The following is a 23,291-nucleotide window of genomic DNA, read 5'->3' as shown; positions in this document are numbered from 1 at the left end:
TCTTCAAGGTAGGACCTCCGTCCGCCACGGCAAGGGAGCAGTACATATGGCTAGCCCGCACGGCGTGTACCGGATCGGCGACAGTGGTGAGGCAGTGGCCGAGATCATCGGCAAGCTGCAGCGACTGGGGCTGCTGACCGGCGGTCATGACGTCTACGACGAAGCGACCGCGCACGCCGTCCGGGGCTTCCAGCAGCAACGCGGGCTGATGATCGACGGGATCGTCGGCCCGCAGACCTACCGTGCGATCGACGACGCCCGTTGGCGGCTGGGTGACCGGCTGCTGACGTTCGTCGTCTCGCACCCGCAGACCGGGGACGACGTCCAGGCCCTGCAGGCCAAACTGCAGGAGCTCGGGTTCGCCGTCGCCCGGATCGACGGCATCTTCGGACCGGACACCCAGCGCGCGGTGACCGAGTTCCAGCGCAACATGGGCCTGCCCGCTGACGGGACCTGTGGCCCCTCGACGTTCAAGGCGCTGCAGCGGATCAAGCCGATGGCGACCGGCGGCCGGCCGGACGCCCTGCGCGCCTCGGAGGCCGTTCGCGCGGCCGGCCCGCGGTTGTCCGGCAAGACCGTGGTGATCGACCCGGGCCACGGCGGTTTCGACTACGGCTGGGAGGGCTTCGGGCTGCGTGAGTCCGACGTCGCCTACGACCTTGCCGCCCGAATCGAGGGGCGCCTGGGAGCGACCGGCGTACGGGCTTATCTGTCTCGTGGCCGCGATCAGGGGCCGGACGAGCTCGCCCGCGCTGCCTTCGCGAACGAGACGGACGCCAACCTCTGCGTCTCGCTGCACACCGACGGCTCCGCGAACCCGGAAGCTCAGGGTGTCGCGACGTACTTCTACGGCAACGACCTGCACGGCGCCTCGTCGAGCGTCGGCGAGCAGTTCGCCGGCTTGGTCCAGCGCGAGATCGTCGCCCGCACCGACCTGCTGAACTGCCGCACCCACGCCAAGACCTGGGACCTGCTGCGCCGGACCAAGATGCCTGCAGTCCGGCTGGAGATTGGGTACGTCACCAACCCGCACGACTCCGCGCGCCTGGCCGACCCGACCTTCCGCGATGTGATCGCCGAGTCGATCGTGGTCGCCATCCAGCGCGTCTACCTTCCGCCGGAGCAGGACGCGGCGACCGGCATGCTGCGCTTCGGTCAACTCACGGTCTAGTGAGTTTGTCACGGCACGACTACTGTGTGCCGTGACATTCCGACCTGGGGGTTGCCATGTTCCGCCTGCTCGGCAGTATCTGTGTGCTCACTTCCTTACTCACCTCGGCACCGACAGCGCAGGCCGCGCCGGCTGCACCGACCGCCGAGGCCGGCCGCTTGGTGGCTGTCACTGATCAGAGCTACGACAGCCCGTCCGCTGCCCGGATCCGGTTGCTCGATCCTGCCGTGGCCAACTGGGGTACGGCGGCCGCCCTCAAGTGGACCTGGTCCCCGACCAGCGCCAACGGGTTCTCGGGCCTGACCGGTGCCTGGGGACTGCCGTCGGACGTGAAGCTGCGGATGAAGGGCACGGCGTACGTCGCTGTCGTCACGGACTCGCGTGGTCTCGCCGCGCTGATCGGGTACCCGAGCGGTCAGCGCTTGTGGGCGACCAACGTCGGCTCGGCGAACAATCCGCACAGCGCCGAACTGCTGCCGGACGGGAACGTAGCTGTTGCCGCCAGCAACGGTGGCTTCGTCCGCGTCTACACGGCGTCGCAGGGTTCCGCCTCCGCGGCCTATGTCAGCTACCCGCTGCCCGACGCGCACGGCGTCCAGTGGGACCCGACGCGACAGGTGCTGTGGGTGCTGGGTGGTACCAAACTCGCCGCACTGAAGATCTCCGGTACGGCGGCCGCTCCCAAACTGACCGAGGTCGCCTCGGTCCCCGGACTGACCGCCGGCGGCCATGACCTCACTCCGGTCCTGGAGAACCATGACCTGCTGTGGGTCTCGACCGGCTCGAAGATCTACCAAGTCAGCAAGTCCACGGCCACGATCGTGACGACGCTGAACGAGGCCGGGATCAAGAGCATCAACAGCATGCCGAACGCCCAAGAGGTGCGCACGACCCCGAAGAGCGGCTGCCGGACCACCTGGTGCACCGACACGGTGCGCTTCGACGTACCGGCGGCCACTCGGACGATTCCGGGGGCGGAGATCTACAAAGCCCGGGTGTGGAGCTCGCGATATGAGTAGACTGCCTACATGAAAGCGGATGTTCTGCGCGGGCACCTGGACCCGATGATCCTCGCGGTCGTCGAGCACGACCCGTTGCACGGGTACGCGATCATGGAGGCGCTGCTCGAGCGCAGCGGTGGCGCCCTCGATCTGCCGACCGGCACGCTGTACCCGGCCCTGCGCCGGCTGGAGCGCGCCGGTTACCTGGCCAGCGAGTGGCAGACGGTCGGCGGCCGCAAGCGGCGCACGTATCAGCTCACGTCCTCCGGACAGAAGATGCTTGCCTCCGGCAAGGAAGAGTGGCTGACCTTCCGCACCGTGGTCGAAGGGGTCCTACGCCCGAACGAGGCGTAGCGCCTGCGCTCCGACGAGCGACAACGGCAGCAGCACGAAGGCACTGACCGGGATCACGTCGAGGTGCCCGGAGGTCGAGCTCGACTCGAGCGTCATCAACACTCCGCCTGCGCTGACCACCCCCGCGCTGCCCATCGCGAACACGGCGGTCATCCGACGGCCGTACCGTCGTACGACGCCGATCCGCTGACCGAAGCCGGTGGCCAGCACCGCGACCACCGCACCGGCGATCGACAGGCCGCCGATCCAGCGGACCCAGTGCTCGAGCTGGACAGCCATATCGCTCGGCCCGCTCACATCCTGGTTCCACGCCCACACTCCGGGCTGCCAGATCAGCGGCTGCAGGAGCATCACGCCCAGCAGCAGCGCAGCCGTGTTGCGGCTCTGCGCGACCGCTAGCTCGTCCCGGTACGCCGGGACCACGTCGGACAGCTCGCCGAAATCAGCGACTGCGGCGCGTTCGGCCGCCGTACGGTCGAATCCGTCCGCCTCGAACGCCTCGGTGGCATCGATCAGATGGTCGCGAGCCTCGGCCAGCAGGTCGGCCTTCTTCCGGCGGGGGCCGGGCAGGGCCTTGCGCAGACCCACCAGATACTCGTCGACGGACACGTCCTCATTGTCCGGCAACCGACGAGGCTTCACGTCGGGGATTTCACTGAACCGACCCTCGATCGCCGCCGGCTCCGCAGAACGAAGAAGCCGACGTACGAGAGCACGATGAGCGCGAAGCCGACCTTCTCCGCCACCGGTGTCGCGCCCTCGGGCCAGATCGTGCCGTTGAGGTAGTGGTTGATGTAGCCGCCGGCGTAGACGTCCTCACCACCGCGGCGCAGGAAGTACTTCTCGGCGCCGGTCAGCGGGCAGTCGTAGTCGATGATGACGATCGCCAGACTCCAGATCGCGACCGCCAGATGCGCCCACACCACCTTCGGCCACCGCCAGGCGAGGAATCCGCCCGCGACGAAGAACAGCAGGAAGGCGGCGTGCAGCACCAGCATCACGTCGGCGAGGAGCCGCCAGAGCATCAGGGCGTCCGGGCCGGAGGTGCGGACTCCCGGACTGTGACCGGCGGCGTCTGCTCCGGCCGGATCGCGCCCATCAGTCGCTCGACCGCCGCCTCCATCTCGCTGCGCCAGGTGATCGTCGACCGCAGATCGAGCCGCAGTCGTGGGTTCCGCGGGTGCTCGCGGACGACGCCGAAGCCGACCGCTCGCAGGAAGTCGGTCGGCCAGACGCAGCCGGGCCCGTCCCACCGCGAGTCCCCGAACGCCTCCAGCGCCCGGAAGCCGCGCTTCAGCACGTCCTTCGCGACCGCCTGGACGAGCACCTTGCCGAGGCCGAGCCCGAGGTACCGCGGCAGGATCCGCCCCGTCGCCAGTACGACGGCATCCGGGCTGACCGGTGCGGTCGGGAACGCCTGGATCCGCGGGAGGTACACCGAGGGCGCGTAGATCGCGTAGCCGGCGAGCTCGTCGTCGACGTACATCACCACTCCGGCCGGGCCCCAGTCGAGGAGGAGCTGGGACAGCCACGCTTCCTTCTCCAGTGCGGTGTCACCGTTACGGCCGGCTTGGCGGGCGGCGACCGGGTCAAGCTCCCAGAAGACGCAGTCACGGCATGGCGCCGGTATCTCGCCGAGCGTAGCGAGAGTCAGCGGTTCCAGCCGGCGGGTCATCAGGTGGCCGTGATGTGGACTGTTAGTTCGATCACTTTGCGTACCCGTCCACTCAGCGGGTCGCCGGGGCCGGAGCGGGAGCCGGTGGCCGCACCTCCGGCGTCTCGGCCGCCCGGGGGGCGACGTACCGCTGCTGCACCTTCGCGGCTGGTTGCCGCCGGAAGAGCTCACCGGCGAACCCGGCCAGCACACCCAGTAGCACCCCACCGGCCGCGACGCCGACAGTCTTGCCCACGCTCATACCCGTCCGCCTTCCGCCGTACTGCCCCTATAAGGCATGGTAGTGAGAGGTCGCGCCGTTCCACAGCCCAGGCGCGTTCGGGCTATCGGGGTTAGCCTGGTGACCTTCCCCTCGTAGACCTGTGGAGTGGCTTCGTGAGTACTGACGTGCCCGACGTCCGGCAAACCCGTCTCGACAGTTATGTCGACCGGTACGCAGCACGGACCAAGGGCATGACGGCATCGGAGATCCGCGCACTGTTCTCGGTCGCGAGCCGGCCCGAAGTGGTCTCACTCGCCGGTGGGATGCCGAACATCGCCGGTCTGCCGCTCGACGTGGTGGGCAGCGCGGTCCGCGATCTGGTGATCGACAACGGCGCCGTCGCGATGCAGTACGGCTCCGGCCAGGGTGATCCCGGTCTACGGGACCAGATCTGCGACGTGATGCGGCTGGAAGGGATCGAGGCTCATCCGGACGACATCTGCGTGACGGTCGGCAGTCAGCAGGCGGTCGACCTGGTGACGCGGGTGTTCTGCGATCCGGGTGACGTCGTGATCGTCGAGGCGCCGTCGTACGTCGGTGCGCTCGGTGTCTTCCGTGCGTACCAGTGCGAGGTCGTGCATGTCGCGATGGACGACAACGGCGTCGTACCGGAGGCACTGGAGCAGGCGATCGCGTCGGTGCGCGCCGCAGGGAAGAAGATCAAGTTCTTCTACACGATCCCGAACTTCCACAACCCGGCCGGGGTTTCGCTGTCCGACGAGCGCCGCAAGCGGGTGCTGGAGATCTGCCAGCAGGCCAACCTGCTGATCCTCGAGGACAACCCGTACGGTCTGCTCGGCTTCGACGGCGAGCCCCAGCGCGCGCTGCGTGCCGAGGACCGCGAGGGCGTCATCTACCTCGGCTCGTTCTCCAAGACCTTTGCTCCGGGCTTCCGGGTCGGGTGGGTGGTCGCACCCCACGCGGTGCGGGAGAAGCTTGTGCTGGCTCAGGAATCGGCCACCCTGTGTCCGCCGGTGTTCAGTCAGCTGGCCATCTCGTCGTACCTGACCAGGCACGACTGGCTCGGCCAGGTGAAGCAGTTCCGCGAGATGTATCGCGAGCGCCGGGACGCGATGCTCGCGGCCCTGACCGAGAAGATGCCGGCGGCAACGACCTGGACCAGGCCGGGTGGCGGCTTCTACGTCTGGCTGACGTTGCCGGAAGGCCTTGATGCGAAGGCGATGCTGCCCCGAGCGGTGACGGCACGCGTCGCCTACGTGCCCGGTACGGCGTTCTTCGCGGACGGCTTCGGTTCGCAGTGCATGCGGTTGTCGTACTGTCACCCGACGCCGGAGCGGATCACCGAGGGCATCTCGCGACTGGCCGCGGTGATCAACGAGGAGCTGGAGCTGCGGCAGACGTTCGGGCCGCTGACCCCAGGTGCGAGCCACGGCTACGAAGCGCCGGGGCCGGAGTTGAGTTAGCCCTTCTGGGCAAAGGTTGCGCTATGGATCTCCGGGCGACAGGGGATCGTTGATTCGGTAGCGGTACCGTTCCAGTGGGCCTCGGGACCGGCGCCCGCCGGATGTCGCCTTCGAGTGATCGGGAAATGTGTGATGAGTGATCTGGGTCGAGTGCTGGTACTGGCCGGCGGACTGTCGCATGAGCGGGATGTCTCGCTGCGCTCGGGCCGCCGCGTCGCCGACGCCCTGCGCAGCGTGGGCGTCGAGGTCGAGCAGCGGGATGTCGACGCGAGCCTGGTCGACCGGCTCCGCGAGGACGCACCCGATGCGATCTTCCCCGTGCTGCACGGCGTGACCGGTGAGGACGGCGCCCTGCGCCAGGTCCTCGACCTGTACGGCGTTCCGTACGTCGGCGCTGATGCGGCCGCGTGCCGCACCGCCTTCGACAAGCCGGTCGCGGCCACCATGGTCGGCAAGGCAGGACTGCGGACGCCGGAGTCGGTCGTGCTCGGTCACGACACCTTCCGCGAGCTGGGCGCTGCTGCTTTGATGGAGGCCGTCGTCGGCCAAATCGGTCTGCCTCTCGTGGTGAAGCCGGCTCGCGGTGGCTCGGCCCTGGGTGCATCGATCGTGCGCTCGGCCGAAGAGCTGCCGTCGGCGATGGTGAACTGCTACGCGTACGGGCCTGTCGCGCTGATCGAGCGGTACGTCGACGGCATCGAGGTCGCCGTCACCGTGGTGGACACCGGCGACGGACCGCGTGCGCTGCCTGCGGTCGAGATCGTCCCGGACTCGGGGTTCTACGACTACGAGGCCCGATACACGGCGGGTGCGACGGAGTTCGTCGTACCGGCTCGGTTGGCTGCTGAGGTCGCGGGCGCTTGCGCTGCTGCAGCTGTGACCGCCCATGTGGCGCTGGGATTGCGCGACTTGTCGCGGTCGGATCTGGTCGTCGACGCGGACGGGGTGCCGTGGTTCCTGGAGGTGAACGTGGCGCCGGGGATGACGGAGACGTCGCTGGTCCCGCTCGCCGCCGAGGCCGCTGGGATCGAGCTCGGGGTGCTCTGCCGCGACCTGCTGGCTGCGGCCGCGGCTCGTTGAGATGACACCGGAACGACCGCTCTGGCGGACGGCATTCTCGCCACGCTGGTCGGCGCTGCTGCTGCTCGCGCTGGCGATCGCTGCGGTGATGTCGGTCCTCGGCGTCTGGCAGCTCGACGTCTATCGGTCAAAGACTGCCGAGGCGACGGCCAAGCAGGCCCAGGCAGCGCCGGTCGCTCTGCAGTCGCTGTTCTCCGTCGACGAAGGCCTTCCGGCCAAGGCGGTTGGCCGACGCGTGACGGTCTCCGGGACCTGGGGTCCCGCCGCTGACCAGGTCTTCATCGCCGACCGTCGCAACGGCGACGAGAACGGCTTCTGGGTAGTCAGCCCGGTGAAGCTCGACAACGGCGCGGTGATGGTCGTCCGCGGTTGGATCGCGTCTGTGAGTGATCCCGCTGCCGCTGCTCCGAGTGGGCCGGTGCAGTTGTCCGGTTCGGTCGTGTCCTCCGAGGCCGCCGACTCATCCGGCGATGCCGCCAAGGGCCGAGTGCTCTCGTCACTCCGAATCCCCACGCTCGTCCACATGGTCGATTACCGCCTGTACGACGCGTTCGTCGTACAGACTGCCTTGGACTCCGGCACCGTTCCTTCACCGGCGCCGACCGCGGTGACACCGCCTGCTCCGCCGACGGATCACGCCGGCCTGCGGAACGTGGCGTACGCCTTCCAGTGGTGGATCTTCGCCGCCTTCACACTATGGATGTGGGCACGGATGGTCCTCGACGCCCACCGCGGCTCCGACGAGGACGAGCCAGGGTTGGACGACGGGCCCGCTGAGGCGGACCGCCCGGTTGAGCCTGTGGGGTCGAGCGGTACCGTTTCAGCGTGACTTCACCAGCCGACGCCACCGCCAACACCCAGCTCACCCCCGCCGTCCGCGGCGCGCTGACCCGCTACCGGGTGATCGCCTACATCGTCGGCGTGATGCTGCTCGTCCTGCTGTTCGTCGCCATGCCCCTCAAGTACCTCGCCGACAACCCCGCGGCCATGAACGTCGTCGGCCCCCTCCACGGTTTCCTCTTCGTGGTCTACCTCCTGGCCACCTTCGACCTCTTCCGCCGGGTCCGCTGGACGCTCCCCCGCCTGGTCCTGATGGCGATCGCCGGCACCATCCCGTTCCTGTCCTTCTACGCCGAGCGCAAGACCACCCACGAACTCCTCGGCCACTAAAACCACTTGGGCGCTCGGCCCTACCGTCTATCGCCGACCCACCCGCCCCACGCCTCCGCCGACACCGTTTCACCGGCCACCAAAAGCACTTGGGCGGCCCGCCGCCCCGCCCTGCCGTCGGCATCCACCGCCGACCGACCCGCGAACTCCTCGGCCGCTAAACCACCTGGGCGGCCCGCCCTACCGTCGGCACCATGGCGCCCACCGCCGACGCACCGGCCCACGCCTCCGCCGACACCGTCTTATCGGCCAACAAAGCACTTGGGTGGCCCGCCGCCCCGCCTCTACCGTCGGCACGATGACACCCACCGCCGACCGATCCATGAACTAGTCGGCCGCTAAACCGTTTGGACGGTCCGCCGCCCCGCCCTACCGTCGGCTTCATGCCACCGACCGCCGACCCACCTCCGCCCCACAGCTCCACCGACGCCGTCTCATCGGGAACGACGGCTTCCGGCCACGCTGCTCCGCCAGAGACGGTCACCCTGGGCGCCACCGATCTCCTGGGTGCCTCTCAGGCCGATCCCACTGGCGCGCCATTGCTCCGTGACTCCACCGGCCCGGAGGGCGCCGAACGGCAACTGGTCGACCCTCGGCTCCGTGACATCACTGCAGCCAACAGGGCCAGCTGGAACTCAATTCACGGCGAGCGGCTCGGTCAGCCGGCCAAGTTCTTCGCCGACGGCGGTTCTGCGCTCAGCCCCGAGGAGGTGGAGGTCGCAGGCGATGTCACGGGCCGCCGGGTTCTTCAGCTCGCCTGCTCCTGTGGCGACGAAGCCCTCTCCTGGGCGAACCTCGGCGCCTCGGTCACCGGCGTCGACATCTCCGAGGTCGCCATCGACCTCGCCCGGACGAAATCTTCCGAGGCAGGTATCCCGGTCGATTTCCGCCGGGCCGACATGCTCGACCTCCTCGCAGACCTGACCGACCTCGACCTCATCTACCTGAGCTGGGGCGCTATCTGCTGGGTCCCCGACCTCACCACCTGGGCCACACTGATCGCCGACCGCCTCCGCCCCGACGGCTCGATCCTCCTCGCCGACCACCACCCCATCTGGGAAGTTCTCGCCGTGACCGGCCCGAGCACAGCCACTGTCACCACCAACTACTTCGGCCGCACCACACCGCGCTCCACCATCGACAACGCCAAGCTCCCCACCGGCGCCCGCGACACCCCAAACCCTCCGCCCTTCACCGCCTTCGTCTGGCCCCCCTCCGACATCATCACCGCCCTCCTCTCCGCCGGCCTCCACCTCACCCACTTCACCGAGTCCCCCATCGCCGACATGTACGACGGCCTAGGCCCCTCCGCCACCCACCTCCCAGCCACCTACCTCATCCGCGCAACCCGCAATGTTTCACGTGGAACCACGCCGCGTGTCATCAAGTAGCTTTGTCGACATATCTATGCGCTTCCCGGAGTCCCGATATTCCTCTGTGAACACGATCCTCAGCGCCCTCAAAACGAGCCCGTCGAAAAATGCACCGGCCCTTCCGGCCCGCAGAATCCGTCCCACAGAGGAATATCGCCCCTCCCAACCGCCCAACCGCCGAACACCCGGTCCCCGCGTTCACCGCCTTCATCGCCCGCACACCCAACCCCGCTGACGGCCTATCCGCGACCTCACCACCCGACGACCCGGACGACGCCAGCAGACCACCCCCGCTCGCGTCCCACCTGGTCGAGTACCTCCCTCCCCCATCCCAGGTCGGCGGAGGTCAGACGAGACGACCACAGGCGTCACCCCGGCTCGAGCCGCAGTCCGCTCGCCATCCCCACCGCATCCACAGCATCGCAACCCCCCTGTGGGTAGATCGGCCCGCCAGCAATCACCCTCGGAGACGCACCACCGCGAGTCACTCAGCCCCGGGACACCACCAGCCTGGATCCACTCAGCCGGGCATCCCCCCTTCCCCTGCTCACATCCCGCACGGCCGAGCACTTCCCTCTCCCGTGCCGTACCCCAGCCCCGGGTCGGCGTAGTTCAGAAGAGGCTCACCCCAGCCCAGCCTCCGAGCACGAGCCGCCATCCCCATCAGCTTCATCACCACCCGACCACCCGCACGGCGCCAGCAGACCACCCCCGCTCGCCGCCCACCCGACCGAGCACCTACCCTCCCCCGCTCGGGCCTGCCCAGCCGAGCGCTTCCCTTCCCCCGTGCTGTCCCCGGCCCAGCCCAGCCCAGCCCAGCCCAGCCCAGCCCAGCCCAGCCCAGCCCAGCCCAGCCCAGCCCAGCCCAGCCCAGCCCAGCCCAGCCCAGCCTCCGAGCATGATTCGCCATCCCCGTCCGCGTCGTAACCACCTCGCCGTTGTAGACCCCAACCCGCCGGTCATCCGCCAAGGCCGGCTCGCCTGCCCCCGACCAACGTCTCCTCACCGCCGCTCAGTCAGCAGCGCCGTTCTGCCCATGACGGTGGAGACGAGGCATCGAGTCGCCGGAGTCCCAGCCCCTTGCGGCGCGGTCCGCCGTACAAGCTGCAACATCAGCTCGGCTCGGCTGCGATCGTCGACCTGCGGCCCGGCGAGAGTCATTTGTCGTGCGGCGCGATTCCCTGTGCCGAGCAGCATGATCGCGAGTCCGACGAGCACCCCACGTACTGGTGACTGCGGCTCACAGCTGCATTGCCGATGCCTCGTGCGACGGATCTGATGGCTGGTGCCTGGCGGCTGGCAGCTGGTACGCCGTAGCTACTGCGGTGTGCGTAAGGCTCGAGGAGGACGTTGGGCCTCGGCGGGCTAACTTTCTCCCCACGCCATTGAGGCGCCCGCCGCTTAGGGGACGACCCATCTGTCGAGCGGAAGTACAGCTCGTCAGCCGTCAGGAGCGAATACCGGCCGACGAGCGCGCCCCCTCTCAGCCACAGGCCCAAGCGGTCGTGCTCCCGTCAGAGCGACGGCAGCTGCGGGGACCGGACACCCGCATCTCCTGCCGCCCTCGCCAGCAGAGTGAACGCTCGCAGAAGGCGCTCGTAGTCAGGGTTGGCTGGTTCACATCGAGGCACCTGAGAGATCCGCTGAAGGCAGCTCGGAGATCGCTGAGGGAGTGGAGTTTACGCATCCGCCGACCACAGTCGCTCGCCCATCCACGCAGACGCTCCGGGATGGCGTGGCCGTAGGAGGTGATGCCTAGGCCGTGGGATCGGGAGGGAACGGTTGCCCGTATCCGGGGCGGCCCGAGCGATCCTGCTGCCGGCGACCCTTGTCGTCCCTGAATCCTTCGTCGTCCTTAGCCCTCGACGGTCGCTCCCGAGCGTCGTCGGCTCACGGTCCCGCTCGCCACATAGACCGCTCGCCTGGTCGACCGCTGCGGCTCGTCGACCGCTGCGGCCCGTCCACTGCTCGATTCGGGACCGTCGGCGCTGTCCGGCCACAGCTAGCGCGGCGAGGACATTCCGTCGACGGTCATCGGATCGACTCGACGATTAGGCCGTGGGCTTGTTGGGGTCCATGAGGGTGACGATGCGTTCGAGGTCGTCGATGGTGGCGAACTCGACAGTGATGCGACCCTTCGACTTTCCGAGGTCGACCTTGACGCGGGTCTCGAAGCGGTCGGAGAGGCGGTCGGCCAGGTCCACCAGGCGCGGGGCTACGGGCTTGTTGCGCCGACGGGCGGGAGTGGGCTCGTCGCCGTTCATGTCGCCCAGGGCGACGATCTCTTCGACGGTGCGGACGGACAGGCCCTCGGCGACGATGCGCTGAGCGAGGCGCTCGATAGCGTCGCCGCTCGGGAGGCCGAGTAGCGCGCGGGCGTGACCGGCTGAGAGGACACCGGCGGCTACGCGGCGCTGGACGCCGGCAGGGAGCTTCAACAGCCGGAGCGTGTTGGAGATCTGCGGGCGGGACCGACCGATGCGGCTCGCGAGAACCTCTTGTGTGCAGCCGAAGTCGTCGAGCATCTGCTGGTACGCAGCTGCTTCTTCGAGCGGGTTCAGCTGGCTGCGGTGCAGGTTCTCCAGGAGCGCGTCGCGGAGCATGACGTCGTCGGAGGTGTCCCGCACGATCGCGGGGATCGTCGTCAGGCCGGCGGCCTGGGTGGCGCGCCAGCGGCGCTCGCCCATGACCAGTTCGTACTTGTCGTCGTCGAGCCGGCGGACGACGATCGGCTGCAGGAGGCCGATCTCCTTCACCGAGTGGACGAGCTCTTCCATCGCCTCTTCGTCGAAGACGGAGCGCGGCTGCTTCGGGTTCGGGGTGATCTTCCCGACCTCGATCTCCGCGAACTCGGCGCCGGGAACCGCAGCCAACTCCGGACCGGGCTTCGCGATCGGCGGTGCGCCGGGGATCGAATGCGACTTACTACCGAGGGTCGGCGGAGTGCCGGGAGCGGGATTGCTGGGGATCAACGCACCCAGGCCCCGGCCGAGTCGGGTGTTCATCGGGCTCCCTCGAGGTTGTTCCGCATGGCGATCTCACGCGAAGCCTCCAGGTACGACAGTGCACCGGCCGAGGCCGGGTCGTAGGCGAGCACGGTCTGGCCGTGGCTCGGTGCCTCCGAGATCCGGACCGAGCGCGGGACGGCGGTCCGCAGTACCGCGTCCCGGAAGTGACCCCGAACCTCGGCAGCGACCTCACCGGCGAGCTTGGTACGGGCGTCGTACATGGTGAGCAGGATGGTGGAGACGTCGAGACCCGGGTTCAGGTGCGACTTCACCATGTCGATGTGGCGCAGCAACTGGGACAGACCCTCGAGCGCGTAGTACTCGCTCTGGATCGGAACCAGTACCTCGCGGGCTGCGGTCAGCGCGTTGACGGTCAGCAGACCGAGCGACGGCGGGCAGTCGATGAAGACATAGTCGTACTTCTCGCCGGCAGCCTCGGTCTCGGCCAGGTGCGCGTCCAGGACACGCTTCAGGCGGCTCTCCCGGGCCACGATGCTGACGAGTTCGATCTCAGCGCCGGCCAGGTCGATGGTTGCCGGGATCACCTGGATGCCGGGGTGCTCAGCACACGGCTGGAGCAGCTTGCTCAGCGGCTCGTTCTCGATGATCGCCTCGTAGACACCGGGGGTGCCTTCCGAGTGGTCGATGCCGAGAGCCGTCGAGGCGTTGCCCTGCGGGTCCAGGTCGATGACGAGGATCCGCGCGCCGTACAGCGCCAGGCCGGCGGCGACGTTCACCGTTGTGGTGGTCTTGCCGACGCCGCCCTTCTGGTTGGCGACGACGAAGACCCGGGTCTCGGCGGGCAGCGGGAACTCGCGGCCCATTGTGCGTCCTTCATTCACCAGCAGGGTCCGTTCGGTGGCGGCGGCGATCGGAGTCTCGAGAAGTCGTCGCTGAAGCTCGTCCGACGTGGCCCGCGCGGCGATCTGTGCGGCAGTCATAGCGCCCATTCCAATAGGTGCGGGACTTGGCCCGAAGAGGATGTCAGTGGGGGTTGGTGCGGGTCTGCCCCCAGCTTCATCCACAGGCCTCTGTGGACGAATCCCCGCGTAAGAGGGCAGTTTCGTGCGGTCGTCATCCACAGGCGGTGGAGACCCGGCAAGGTCCGTGTCGGCATCGACCAGGGACGCCGTTTCACGTGAAACGCCATCATCTCCCGAACTCACCGTTTCACGTGAAACGGGATCCGGCGTGGCTGGCGGAGTGAGATCGAGACCACTGGCCGCAGCGGCCCGAAGCCCCGCCCCATCAGCCGGCGGCCGATATCCAGGGCTACCCGCAGACGCTCCCCCGAAAGCGGAATCGGCCGGAGCGCCTTCCACAGGAGCCGCCGAACCCGAGTTCACAGAAGCTGCATCACCCGGGAGCTTGACCCCCGAGGAGGTGGCAACCGCTGGGAAGGCATCTGAGGGGACATCGTCCGAGGAGGTGCCGTCCGAGTTGTCGAGCGGCCCGCTGGCGTCCGGCGAGGTGGCGTCCGGGGAGGTGGCGTCCGGGGAGGTGGCATCCGAGGAGGTGGCATCCGAGGAGGTGGCATCCGAGGAGGTGGCGATCGGCCAGGCGGCGTCCAGTGATGGGGCGTCCGAGGGGATAGCAACAGGAGAGGTGGCGACCGGGGTTGTGGCCGAGGAAGAGGTGGCCCCCGCAGACGTCATCTCCGCGGACGTCATCTCCGCAGGGGCCGCCTCCGGAGAGGTAGTGCTGTTCGGGGCAACGCCATCTGGGGACCTCTGCCCCACCGGCGCCTCCGCGGGGAGCGCGTCGTCCGAGGCGAGCTCGGTGGAGGCCTCCACGAGGTCGGCGTCACCAGCGGCGACCACGAAGGGAGCAGCCACCGCCGGGGCCGGCTCGATGGGCGCAACCCCGGCGGGAGCAACGTCGGTGGGAGCGACCTCGGCCGCGGCAGCCTCAGAGGAGGCAGAGGAAGCGCCGTCTGCGTGGATCACATCCACAGGCGGGACGTCAGATGGAGTGCCCTCCACGCGAGCGGAATCCGTTGAAGTCGGCTCCGCGGTGGGGGCATCTGGGTGAGCGGTCGCGGACGCGGTCGCATCGCCGGACGCGGACTCACTGGAGGTGGCGTCTGCCTGGATGTCGCCTGCAGGGACCGCGTCTCCAGGAGCAGCGTCCACAGGAACGACGTCCACAGGAGCGGCGTCTGCAGGAGCGGCGTCTGCACGGGCCGCGTCCACAGGAACGGCGTCCACAGAGGCGGCGTCCACAGGAGCGGCGTCCACAGAGGCGGCGTCTGCACGGGCCGCGTCCACAGGAGCGGCCTCGACGGGTGTTGCGTCTGTTGATGGCTGCTGCGCGGGACTTGCGTCCAAGAGAGCAGTCTCGGAGGAGGCCGCGTCGCTGCCTAGCGACTCTGCTGTACTGGCAGACCGGGATGTGGGGTCATCGGGCGACGCGCTCTCAATGCGAGCAGCGTCCGTCGGGATGACCTCCGTCGGGGCGTCTACAGAGACTCTGTCCGCCGGGGTGCTGTCCGCCGGGGCGACATGCGTGGGGGCGTCTACAGAGATGTTGTCGACGGAGGTGCTGTCTGCGGGGGCGGCCTCGGCGAGAGGGGATCCAGCCGGGGGTTCGGCGATGGTGACGGTGGTCGGGGAGGAGTCTGTTGGCCAGCCGATGCCTTGTGACTTGCTCGGTTGCCCGGTGCTCTTCTCGGGCCACCCGAGGGCACGACTCACCAACCCACTCACCTCCTGTGCCGTTTACCTGATGCTGATCGGCCGCCCCGGGATCCCCCTGCAGCACGTCCGGCCACAATACTCACGACAGTCGTCGGCTGGGCCAGTTCATCCGTGCCGAGTTGATGAATGTGCCAGAGCTCGGCTCCGAGGGCCGACAACTCGTCTTCGGAGGCCTCCAACTCCTCCTCCGCGGACGAGCCTTTCATCGCCAGCATCAGTCCCCCTTCGGCACACAGCGGCAGGCACCACCCCGCCAGTTTGCCCAACGGCGCAACTGCCCGCGAAGTCACTACGTCGTACGACGCCCGGGGCAGATCCTCGGCCCGGGCTCGGACCACCGTGGCGTTCTCGAGCTGGAGTGCCTCGACCGCTTCGTCCAGGAACGTCGTACGGCGCAGCAGGGGTTCGACCAGGTCGATGTGCAGATCGGGACGGACGATCGCGAGCACGATGCCGGGCAGGCCGGCACCGGTGCCGATGTCGGCCACCGAGGCGTCCTCGGGGATCAGGCGTTCGAGGACGGCACAGTTCAGGAGGTGCCGGTCCCACAACCGGGGTACCTCGCGCGGGCCGATCAGGCCGCGCAGGGTGCCTTCGGTGGCCAGCAGTTCGGCATAGGCCGCAAGCGGCGCCGCCGCCCGTGGATAAAGGTTCTCCACGAGCGGCGGCGTTTCACGTGAAACGGAATCGGAATCGGTCATGCGGGCTGGACGACCACGCGGCGCCGGGGCTCCTCGCCCTCGGACTCGCTGGTCAGGCCGGCGGCGGCCACCACGTCGTGGACGACCTTGCGCTCGAACGGCGTCATCGGGTCGAGCTTGACCGCGGCGCCGGAGGCCTTCACCTCGTCGACGGCCTTGCGGCCGACCTCTTCCAGCTCCGACTTCCGATTGGCCCGGAAGTTCGAGACGTCCAGCATCAGCCGCGACCGCTCACCGGTCTCCCGGTAGACGGCCAGCCGGGTCAGCTCCTGCAGCGCCTCCAGGACCTTGCCGTTCTCACCGACCAGGTTCTTCAGGTCCGCGCCGACGATCGACACCGCGGCCCGATCGCCGTCGATGTCCATATCGATGTCGCCGTCCAGGTCGGCGATGTCGAGCAGTTCCTCGAGGTAGTCGGCAGCGATGTCGCTCTCCGCCTCCAGGGCCTTCAGTCGGTCCGCAGCGGTCGGCTTCGCCGACTCGGTGTTCTCCAGGCCGTCGCTCACGGCAACTCCTTCATCATGTCGAGGCCCGCCCCACGGGGACCCAGGGTCAATCGCAACAAGGGCACAGCAGCAAGCTCAGCGGCAGGCGCAATCAGCGCGAGCCCGGCTTCTTCTGGGCGGCCCGGCGCTGCGCGGCGGTCTTCGCCGCGGGCTGGCGCTTGGCGCCCGATCCCTTCTTGCCGGCCGGCTGCTTCTTCGCAGCACCGGCCTGAGGCTTCTTGGCAGCGTTCTGCTGCGGGGTGCTCGACGTCGGCGCGTCCGCGGCCTGGCCGTTGGACGAGGCGGCCGGCTCACCCGCGACAGGACCGGTCTTACGGTCGCTGCGCGACTGGCGCTTCGGCTGCTGGCGCTGACCCGGACGACGGTCGGTCAGGGTGTCGCCCTCGGCATCGCCGGCACCGGCCAGGCCCTCGTCGGCCGGACGGCCGGCGCGCTTGTTGTGCTCACGCTTGCGGGCCTCCATGGCGTCGTACGCCGGAGTGCCGGGCGCCGGGTTGCGGCGGATGACGTAGAACTGCTGGCCCATCGTCCACAGGTTCGAGACGAACCAGTAGATGAGCACACCGATCGGGAAGTTGAAGCCACCGATCAGGAAGAACACCGGGAAGACGTAGAGCATGATCTTCTGCATCTGCGCCGCCTGGCCCTCGAGGGCCTCCTTCGGCATGTTCTTGCGCATCAGCTGCAGCTGGGTGGTGAACATCGTCGCCGTCATCAGGATGATCAGCACGATCGCGACGATCTTGACGTTGCCGGCGCCGTCGCCGTTCGCCTTCAGGAAGGTCTGCGAGATCTCAGCACCGAAGATCTTCGCGTGCTGCAGCGAGTCGACGTGCGACTTCATGATCTCGCTGTGCCACTGGCCCTTGGCCGCGTAGTCCAGCACCCGGAAGAGCGCCAGGAAGATCGGCGACTGCAGCAGCAGCGGCAGGCACGAGGAGAACGGGTTGGTCCCGGTCTCCTTGTACAGCTTCATCATTTCCTGACCGAGCTTCTCCCGGTCATGGCCGTACTTCTTCTGCAGCTCCTTCATCTTCGGCTGCAGCAGCTGCATGTTCCGGCTGGAACGGATCTGCCGCACGAACAGCGGGATCAGCAGCGTCCGGATCACGATGGTCAGGCCGGCGATCGACAGCGCCCAGGCCCAGCCGCCGTCCGGGTCGAACACGTGGCCGAGCAGCCAGTGCCAGCCGACGAGCAGCGCCGAAACGGCCCAGTACAACGGCGTCATCACCGTGTTGAACAGGCCCACAAGCCCGTCCCACAAGGCGAATCCGGGGATCAAACCGGGGATGGCCAGAAGCGTCACTCAAGCACCTCGCTGCACAGGCCCGGCGTCGGCCGACGGTCCGGGCTGGTTGGCGGAGAGGGACTCTCCGCGGTGGTCGACATCTGTGGGTGGAACGGGGTCGTAGCCGCCGGGGTTCCACGGGTGGCAGCGGGCGAGTCTCCTCGCCGCCAGCCAGCTACCGCGCACCGCACCGTGGCGCTCGACCGCCTGGAGGGCGTACGCCGAACAACTCGGGTAGAACCTGCACACCTGCCCGTACAGCGGGCTGATCAACAGCCGATACAGCTTCAGAAAACCGATGATCCCGGCCTTGACCGGGTTGCGCAGCACGAGACCGATCCTCATCCTGCACCGGACAACCTGCGCAGCGCGCCGTCGACGTCCGCCACCAGTTCGTCGTACGACGCCGAGGCCGACGACGGAAGGGCACGGACGACGGTCAGGCTGCCGGCCGGAAGCTCCGGAAGACGGGATGCCATCACGGCGCGCAGACGGCGATGGACCCGGTTCCGCAGAACCGCGTTGCCCACCGCCTTGTTCACCACGAATCCGACACGAGCGGGTTCGGGCCGGAGGCTGTCCGGACCGGACCAGGGCAACAGATGAACCACCACCGCGCGCCGTCCCGCTCGCCGGCCACTACGGACGGCGCGACGGAACTCGTCGGACCGGCGTAACCGGTTCGACGCAGGCAACACGGGGTGGTCACCGTCGAAGGGTCGCTCAGGCCGCGAGGCGCTGGCGGCCCTTGCCCCGACGGGCGGCGATGATGGCGCGACCCGCACGGGTACGCATCCGAAGACGGAAGCCGTGCTTCTTGTGCCGGCGACGGTTGTTCGGCTGGAACGTCCGCTTGCTCACTGGAATGACTCCGGTTACTCGAGAACTCGATGGTCGGCAGCTCCAGGGATCGGAGCTACCGCTGATGCGGTCCTGCACGCCATCGGAATCCTGAGGTGGTCCCGCCGGGAGCGCAGCACGAAAGGGCCGGTTCAACACCGACCGATCCACGGTACGTGGGCGCCTGTGGACAGGTCAAACCAGGTATCCCCAGAATTATCCACAGGCCCTGTGGACAGAATAGTGGATGGCGGTGGAAATCCCCCGTCGTCACACAGTGATCAGACTGATCACCAACTGCAACCACGCACCATGACTACGCTCCGGCGTCCACCCGACACGCCGCAGGTTGCCCCCAATTTGCACTTCATAGCCTGTGGATGACGGCTTGAAGCAGCGTGGGCAGACTTGTTAGCGTCAGCCCCTCACACCAGAGGTCCTGCCTCCGTCATCGGTAACCAACCCGATCCAGCCGTCGTTCACAACTGTGGACAACCGTGTGGACAGTGCGGTGTCGGGTCCAAGGTCGCGCCACCGGATCAGCACCCCGGAGGGCACCGGCCACCGCAGCGATGGAATTCGGGGAGCAACGCGTGGTCGAGGACCATTCCGCCGGTACTGAGTACACGGCGGCGGACTACACAGGAGTGGACCAACCTGAGGACAAGTACCGCCGCGACGGCGAGCCGCCGCTGAACCGGTACACCCTCGGCTCCGACGAACAGCCCGGTACGACGAGCGCGGACCTGCGCCCCGAACCCAGCACCGACTTCCGCTCCGAACTCCCAACGGCTCCCACCCCGGACCAGCTCGACTTCCTGGTTCCCCCGCCGGCCGTACGCCGACGTGCCCCGCAGCCGGAGCCCCGGCAGGAGAACCACCTCAGCCCGTCGCTCCCGATCCCGATGCCCGAGCCGCTGGAACCGCGGTACAACCCGGCCTCCGTCTACCGCACCGAGCTCGAGCGCGCAGCCACCGAGCTGCCGACCAGTACGTCGTACTTCGCTCCCGCCCCGCCGGTCTCCAGTTCGAGCTGGCGCACCGACCAGACCGCGAGCTGGAACAGCGGCCAGTACCACCCCGAGCCGGAAGACGAACCGGTTCGCGATGAGCAGCCGTCGTACAGCCGGCCCGAGCCTGCACCCGAGCGTCCGATCGAGCCTCCGGTGGAGCGTTCTGTAGAACGAGTCGCCGAGCAGCAGCCGATCCACCAGACGCCGGAGCCCCACACGCCGAGCGCACCACTGAACCCACCCCAGAGCGCACCACAGCAAGAAGCGAGTGCAACACCTGGCGCGACACCGAACACGGCACCCGACTGGGGTGTCAGCGGTGGACCGGCCTCCGGGCCGATGCGGAACGAAGGTGATGGACGTGCAGAGGCCGACAACACCATCCCGAGCAACCCAGCCCCAGCCCAGGTCGCTGCCCCAGTCGCTGCCCAGGCTCCGGTCGCTCCCCCGGCTCCCCGGGTCGAGGCACCGGTGCGCGCCGAAGTGGCTGCACCCGTGATGGATCTCGGTGACGCGTGGAACCGGGTGCTGGCAGGCCTGCCGCCGAACCAGCGCGCCTGGCTGACCAACTCGCGCCCGGTCACGCTGCACGAGAGCACCGCCATCGTCGCCGTACCTGATGACTTCACCCGTGGTCAGTTGGAGACGCGGCTGCGGCCCGACCTCGAGCGGATCCTGTCCGAGAGCTTCGGCCGGGACATCCGCATCGCCGTCACTGTCGACCCGTCCCTTGACCCGGAGCTGCAGCCGCAGGCACCGCCGGCGCCGGTCGTCCGGGAGCCGATGCGGACCGAGGGTTCGTACCAGCCGACCATCCAGTCCGCGCTGACCTATCCGGACCAGAGCCACCAGCAGCCCTACGCCCAGCCGACGCAGCAGCCGATGACGCAACCGCGTCAGGACCAGGCGCCGACGTACGAACAGCAGCAGCCCGCCGCACAGCAGTACGCACCGCAGCCGAACCAGCCGTTCGGTCAGCCGGCACAGCAGCCGTTCGGCCACCAGTCCGGTCCAGACAGTCGGCCTCCGGGTGCACCGGCACCGGCCCAGCCGGCCACCGAGGCACAGGGCGAGGCGCGACTCAATCCGAAGTACACGTTCGAGACCTTCGTCATCGGTAGTTCGAACCGGTTCGCACACGCGGCCGCCGTCGCCGTCGCCGAGGCACCGGGCAAGGCGTACAACCCGCAGCTGATCTACGGAGACTCCGGTCTGGGCAAGACGCACCTCTTGCACGCGATCGGCCACTACGTCCGCAGTCTCTACACCGGGGCCCGCGTCCGGTACGTGTCGAGCGAAGAGTTCACCAACGACTTCATCAACGCGATCCGCGACGACAAGGCATCCCAGTTCCAGCGCCGGTATCGAGATGTCGACGTTCTGCTGATCGACGACATCCAGTTCCTCGAGGGCAAGATCCAGACCCAGGAGGAGTTCTTCCACACCTTCAACACCCTGCACAACGCGAACAAGCAGATCGTCATCAGCTCCGACCGGGCGCCGAAACGCCTCGAGGCGCTGGAGGACCGGCTGCGGAACCGGTTCGAGTGGGGACTGATCACCGACATCCAGCCGCCCGACCTCGAGACCCGGATCGCGATCCTGCGGAAGAAGGCGGCGACCGAGCGGCTGACCGCGCCGCCCGAGGTGCTGGAGTTCATCGCGTCGAAGGTGCAGACCAACATCCGTGAGCTCGAGGGCGCACTGATCCGGGTCACCGCGTTCGCCAGCCTGAACCGGCAGCCGGTCGACCTGAGCCTGGCCGAGATCGTGCTGAAGGACCTGATTCCCGAAGGCAGCAAGCCCGAGGTGACGGCCAGCATGATCATGGGCCAGACCGCCTCGTACTTCGGTCTGTCGATCGACGACCTGTGTGGATCCAGCCGGAGCCGGGTGCTGGTGACGGCCCGGCAGATCGCGATGTACCTGTGCCGCGAGCTGACCGACCTGTCGCTGCCGAAGATCGGGCAGCAGTTCGGCGGCCGCGACCACACCACGGTCATGCACGCCGAACGAAAGATCCGGCAGTTGATGTCCGAACGGCGCTCGGTCTTCAACCAGGTGACCGAGCTGACGAACCGGATCAAACACCAGGCGAAACAGCAGTAGGCAACGCCACCGATCGGGCACACAGGTTGGGGACACAGCTGTGGAAAACTGTGGGAAACCTCGGTGTGTGTTGTGGACGCCCTGTGGGGACAGAAAAGTTCATCCACGGCCGTCAACAGACGAAGCGGTGGTCGTCCACACGGCGTACACAGGCCAATTCGGTGTCTGACCTGCGAAGTCTCCGGTTTCCCACAGGATCCACAGGTGCTAAGAACCTTATGGAACCTGTAGAGGAATCTGAGTCCACAAATTGAACGAACGGCCCAACCTGGGGAAAACCTCGTCTCGCGTCGATTGCCGAGACCTGTCAGGCTGGGTCCCCCGCACCACCCACAGACCCCTTCAGCCGATGCAGACGCGACCCGCCCGAAAGCGCCACGTCATCCCCGATGGGCAAACACCACCCGTGCACGTGGCAGGATCTGCCTGGCACCCAGCCGAATCAGGAGGCACCCCGCGGTGAAGTTTCGCGTCGAGCGCGACGTACTGGCCGAGTCGGTGGCCTGGGCCGCGCGTAGCTTGCCCAGTCGTCCGAGCGTTCCGATCCTTGCCGGCCTACTGGTCGAGGCCGGGGACGGACAGATCACCCTGTCCGGCTTCGACTACGAGACCTCGGTCCGCGTCACCGTGCCCGCACAGGTGGCCGACACCGGCAAGTGCCTGATCTCCGGCCGGCTCGTCGCCGACATCTCCAAGAGTCTTCCGAACCAGCCGGTGGACTTCTCCGTGGACGGCGCGAAGGCACAGGTCACCTGTGGCAGCTCGCGGTTCACGCTCCAAACGCTTCCCACAGAGGAATATCCGGCTTTGCCGGACCTCCCGGCGGCCAGCGGCACCATCAAGGCCGACGTCTTCGCGCAGGCGGTCTCGCAGGTGGTCACCGCGGCCGGCCGTGAGGACACTCTCCCGGTGCTGACCGGTGTGCGGGTCGAGATCGAGGGATCCACGATCTCGCTGCTCGCGACCGACCGCTACCGGCTGGCCATCCGCGAGCTCGAGTGGAACCCCGAGTCCCCCGACGCCTCGGCCGCCGCACTGGTGCCGGCCCGCGTGCTGTCGGAGACCGCCAAGGCGATGACCGGTTCGGACGTCACGGTCTCGCTGGCTGCCCCGGGTTCGGGTGACGGCATCGTCGGCTTCGAGGGCGAGGTGTCCGGGGGCAACCGCCGGGCCACCACCCGGTTGCTCGACGGCGAGTTCCCGAAGGTCCGCGGCATCATCCCGACCGACGCCGCGATCGCGACCCGGGTCCGGATCGAGACCGCCGTACTGGTCGAGGCCGTCAAGCGCGTCGCCCTGGTCGCCGAGCGGAACGCTCCGGTCCGGCTGACCTTCGCCGAGGACAGCGTGACGCTGGACGCCGGCAGCGGTGACGAGGCACAGGCTTCGGAGTCGATCGAGGCCCGCGTCGTCGGCGAACCGGTGACGGTCGGCTTCAACCCGACGTACCTGCTCGACGGCCTCGGCGCGATCGGTACGCCGGTTGCTCACCTAGCGTTCACGCAGGCCACCAAGCCGGCCGAGCTGACCGGCGTGCGAGACTTCGAAGGTGACCCGATCAGCGAGTTCCGGTACGTGCTGATGCCGGTCCGCCTGAACAGCTGAACGCCAACAGAA

The 23,291-nt window shown here is 68.2% G+C and carries 22 protein-coding genes and 1 pseudogene; 11 read left to right on the top strand and 12 right to left on the bottom strand.

Annotation, left to right across the window (positions count from 1 at the left end; translation table 11 throughout):
• Nucleotides 1-46 precede the first annotated feature (46 nt).
• From ACIA49_RS30870 to ACIA49_RS30860, 3 genes are read left to right on the top strand one after another with little or no spacing between them, the layout of a single operon-like run.
• Entirely contained in the window at nucleotides 47-1,171 is a 1,125-nt protein-coding gene (locus ACIA49_RS30870) for an N-acetylmuramoyl-L-alanine amidase (RefSeq protein WP_396381207.1), read from the top strand.
• 56 nt (nucleotides 1,172-1,227) lie between these two features.
• Nucleotides 1,228-2,190 carry a DUF6528 family protein gene (locus tag ACIA49_RS30865; protein WP_396381205.1) on the top strand — a complete coding sequence of 321 codons (963 nt, stop codon included), beginning with the start codon at nucleotides 1,228-1,230 and terminating at the stop codon, nucleotides 2,188-2,190.
• A gap of 9 nt (nucleotides 2,191-2,199) precedes the next feature.
• A complete protein-coding gene (locus tag ACIA49_RS30860; RefSeq protein WP_391544096.1) occupies nucleotides 2,200-2,526 on the top strand; it encodes a PadR family transcriptional regulator in 327 nt (108 codons plus the stop codon).
• On the opposite strand, the gene ACIA49_RS30855 is transcribed toward ACIA49_RS30860, so the two are convergent.
• Genes ACIA49_RS30855 through ACIA49_RS30840 form a run of 4 tightly spaced genes read right to left on the bottom strand, consistent with a single transcriptional unit; the run spans nucleotide 2,506 to nucleotide 4,442 of the window.
• Nucleotides 2,506-3,135, bottom strand: coding sequence for a permease prefix domain 1-containing protein (locus tag ACIA49_RS30855; RefSeq protein ID WP_396381203.1), 630 nt, complete (start codon nucleotides 3,133-3,135; stop codon nucleotides 2,506-2,508). The genes ACIA49_RS30860 and ACIA49_RS30855 overlap by 21 nt on opposite strands.
• Nucleotides 3,136-3,164: 29 nt before the next feature.
• Nucleotides 3,165-3,551, bottom strand: a complete 387-nt coding sequence (locus tag ACIA49_RS30850) for a DUF2784 domain-containing protein (protein WP_396381201.1) — start codon at nucleotides 3,549-3,551, stop codon at nucleotides 3,165-3,167.
• Complete coding sequence (locus tag ACIA49_RS30845) at nucleotides 3,551-4,201, bottom strand: GNAT family N-acetyltransferase (protein ID WP_396381199.1); 651 nt, start codon at nucleotides 4,199-4,201, stop codon at nucleotides 3,551-3,553. Before ACIA49_RS30845 ends, ACIA49_RS30850 begins: the two co-directional genes overlap by 1 nt.
• Nucleotides 4,202-4,253: 52 nt before the next feature.
• Nucleotides 4,254-4,442, bottom strand: a complete 189-nt coding sequence (locus ACIA49_RS30840) for a hypothetical protein (protein WP_391544099.1) — start codon at nucleotides 4,440-4,442, stop codon at nucleotides 4,254-4,256.
• 134 nt (nucleotides 4,443-4,576) lie between these two features.
• On the opposite strand from ACIA49_RS30840, the gene ACIA49_RS30835 reads away from it, so the two are divergent.
• The 5 genes from ACIA49_RS30835 (at nucleotide 4,577) to ACIA49_RS30815 (ending at nucleotide 9,528) form a co-directional block, all read left to right on the top strand.
• Nucleotides 4,577-5,887: a PLP-dependent aminotransferase family protein gene (locus ACIA49_RS30835; RefSeq protein WP_396381197.1), complete on the top strand. Its 1,311-nt coding sequence runs from the start codon at nucleotides 4,577-4,579 to the stop codon at nucleotides 5,885-5,887.
• 132 nt (nucleotides 5,888-6,019) lie between these two features.
• On the top strand, nucleotides 6,020-6,967 hold the full coding sequence (locus ACIA49_RS30830) for a D-alanine--D-alanine ligase (protein ID WP_396381196.1): 948 nt from the start codon (nucleotides 6,020-6,022) through the stop codon (nucleotides 6,965-6,967).
• Nucleotide 6,968: 1 nt separating this feature from the next.
• Nucleotides 6,969-7,796, top strand: a complete 828-nt coding sequence (locus ACIA49_RS30825; RefSeq protein WP_396381195.1) for an SURF1 family protein — start codon at nucleotides 6,969-6,971, stop codon at nucleotides 7,794-7,796.
• Nucleotides 7,793-8,137, top strand: a complete 345-nt coding sequence (locus tag ACIA49_RS30820) for a DUF3817 domain-containing protein (protein WP_396381193.1) — start codon at nucleotides 7,793-7,795, stop codon at nucleotides 8,135-8,137. The genes ACIA49_RS30825 and ACIA49_RS30820 overlap by 4 nt, the downstream gene beginning before the upstream one ends.
• A 383-nt stretch (nucleotides 8,138-8,520) precedes the next feature.
• On the top strand, nucleotides 8,521-9,528 hold the full coding sequence (locus tag ACIA49_RS30815) for a class I SAM-dependent methyltransferase (RefSeq protein ID WP_396381192.1): 1,008 nt from the start codon (nucleotides 8,521-8,523) through the stop codon (nucleotides 9,526-9,528).
• A gap of 2,033 nt (nucleotides 9,529-11,561) precedes the next feature.
• Here ACIA49_RS30815 and ACIA49_RS30810 read toward each other — a convergent pair.
• The gene (locus ACIA49_RS30810) at nucleotides 11,562-12,515 is read right to left on the bottom strand and encodes a ParB/RepB/Spo0J family partition protein (protein WP_396381191.1); all 954 of its coding nucleotides are present in this window, start codon (nucleotides 12,513-12,515) and stop codon (nucleotides 11,562-11,564) included.
• Entirely contained in the window at nucleotides 12,512-13,459 is a 948-nt protein-coding gene (locus ACIA49_RS30805; RefSeq protein WP_396381189.1) for an AAA family ATPase, read from the bottom strand. Before ACIA49_RS30805 ends, ACIA49_RS30810 begins: the two co-directional genes overlap by 4 nt.
• 427 nt (nucleotides 13,460-13,886) lie before the next feature.
• On the opposite strand from ACIA49_RS30805, the gene ACIA49_RS30800 reads away from it, so the two are divergent.
• Entirely contained in the window at nucleotides 13,887-14,549 is a 663-nt protein-coding gene (locus tag ACIA49_RS30800; protein ID WP_396381187.1) for a hypothetical protein, read from the top strand.
• Between the two features lie 670 nt (nucleotides 14,550-15,219).
• On the opposite strand, the gene rsmG is transcribed toward ACIA49_RS30800, so the two are convergent.
• From rsmG to rpmH, 6 genes and pseudogenes are all read right to left on the bottom strand, one after another.
• Entirely contained in the window at nucleotides 15,220-15,915 is a 696-nt protein-coding gene (gene rsmG / locus ACIA49_RS30795) for a 16S rRNA (guanine(527)-N(7))-methyltransferase RsmG (protein WP_396381186.1), read from the bottom strand.
• Nucleotides 15,912-16,421: a protein jag gene (locus tag ACIA49_RS30790; RefSeq protein ID WP_396381184.1), complete on the bottom strand. Its 510-nt coding sequence runs from the start codon at nucleotides 16,419-16,421 to the stop codon at nucleotides 15,912-15,914. Before ACIA49_RS30790 ends, rsmG begins: the two co-directional genes overlap by 4 nt.
• Before the next feature lie 310 nt (nucleotides 16,422-16,731).
• Nucleotides 16,732-17,715: pseudogene (gene yidC / locus ACIA49_RS30785) on the bottom strand (membrane protein insertase YidC); the annotation flags it as partial.
• Between the two features lie 15 nt (nucleotides 17,716-17,730).
• A complete protein-coding gene (yidD, locus tag ACIA49_RS30780; RefSeq protein ID WP_396381182.1) occupies nucleotides 17,731-18,057 on the bottom strand; it encodes a membrane protein insertion efficiency factor YidD in 327 nt (108 codons plus the stop codon).
• Nucleotides 18,054-18,410: a ribonuclease P protein component gene (gene rnpA, locus ACIA49_RS30775; protein ID WP_396381180.1), complete on the bottom strand. Its 357-nt coding sequence runs from the start codon at nucleotides 18,408-18,410 to the stop codon at nucleotides 18,054-18,056. The genes yidD and rnpA overlap by 4 nt, the downstream gene beginning before the upstream one ends.
• Before the next feature lie 25 nt (nucleotides 18,411-18,435).
• Complete coding sequence (gene rpmH, locus ACIA49_RS30770; RefSeq protein ID WP_130386492.1) at nucleotides 18,436-18,573, bottom strand: 50S ribosomal protein L34; 138 nt, start codon at nucleotides 18,571-18,573, stop codon at nucleotides 18,436-18,438.
• Between the two features lie 1,331 nt (nucleotides 18,574-19,904).
• On the opposite strand from rpmH, the gene dnaA reads away from it, so the two are divergent.
• Both dnaA and dnaN read left to right on the top strand, forming a co-directional pair.
• The gene (dnaA, locus tag ACIA49_RS30765) at nucleotides 19,905-21,674 is read left to right on the top strand and encodes a chromosomal replication initiator protein DnaA (RefSeq protein WP_396381228.1); all 1,770 of its coding nucleotides are present in this window, start codon (nucleotides 19,905-19,907) and stop codon (nucleotides 21,672-21,674) included.
• A 459-nt stretch (nucleotides 21,675-22,133) separates the two neighbouring features.
• Nucleotides 22,134-23,279, top strand: coding sequence for a DNA polymerase III subunit beta (gene dnaN / locus ACIA49_RS30760; protein ID WP_396381178.1), 1,146 nt, complete (start codon nucleotides 22,134-22,136; stop codon nucleotides 23,277-23,279).
• Nucleotides 23,280-23,291: the final 12 nt, after the last annotated feature.

Origin of the sequence: Kribbella sp. NPDC051587 (assembly GCF_044453945.1) — a bacterium.
Taxonomy (GTDB): Bacteria; Actinomycetota; Actinomycetes; order Propionibacteriales; family Kribbellaceae; genus Kribbella.
This window is presented reverse-complemented; position numbering and strand designations above follow the sequence as displayed.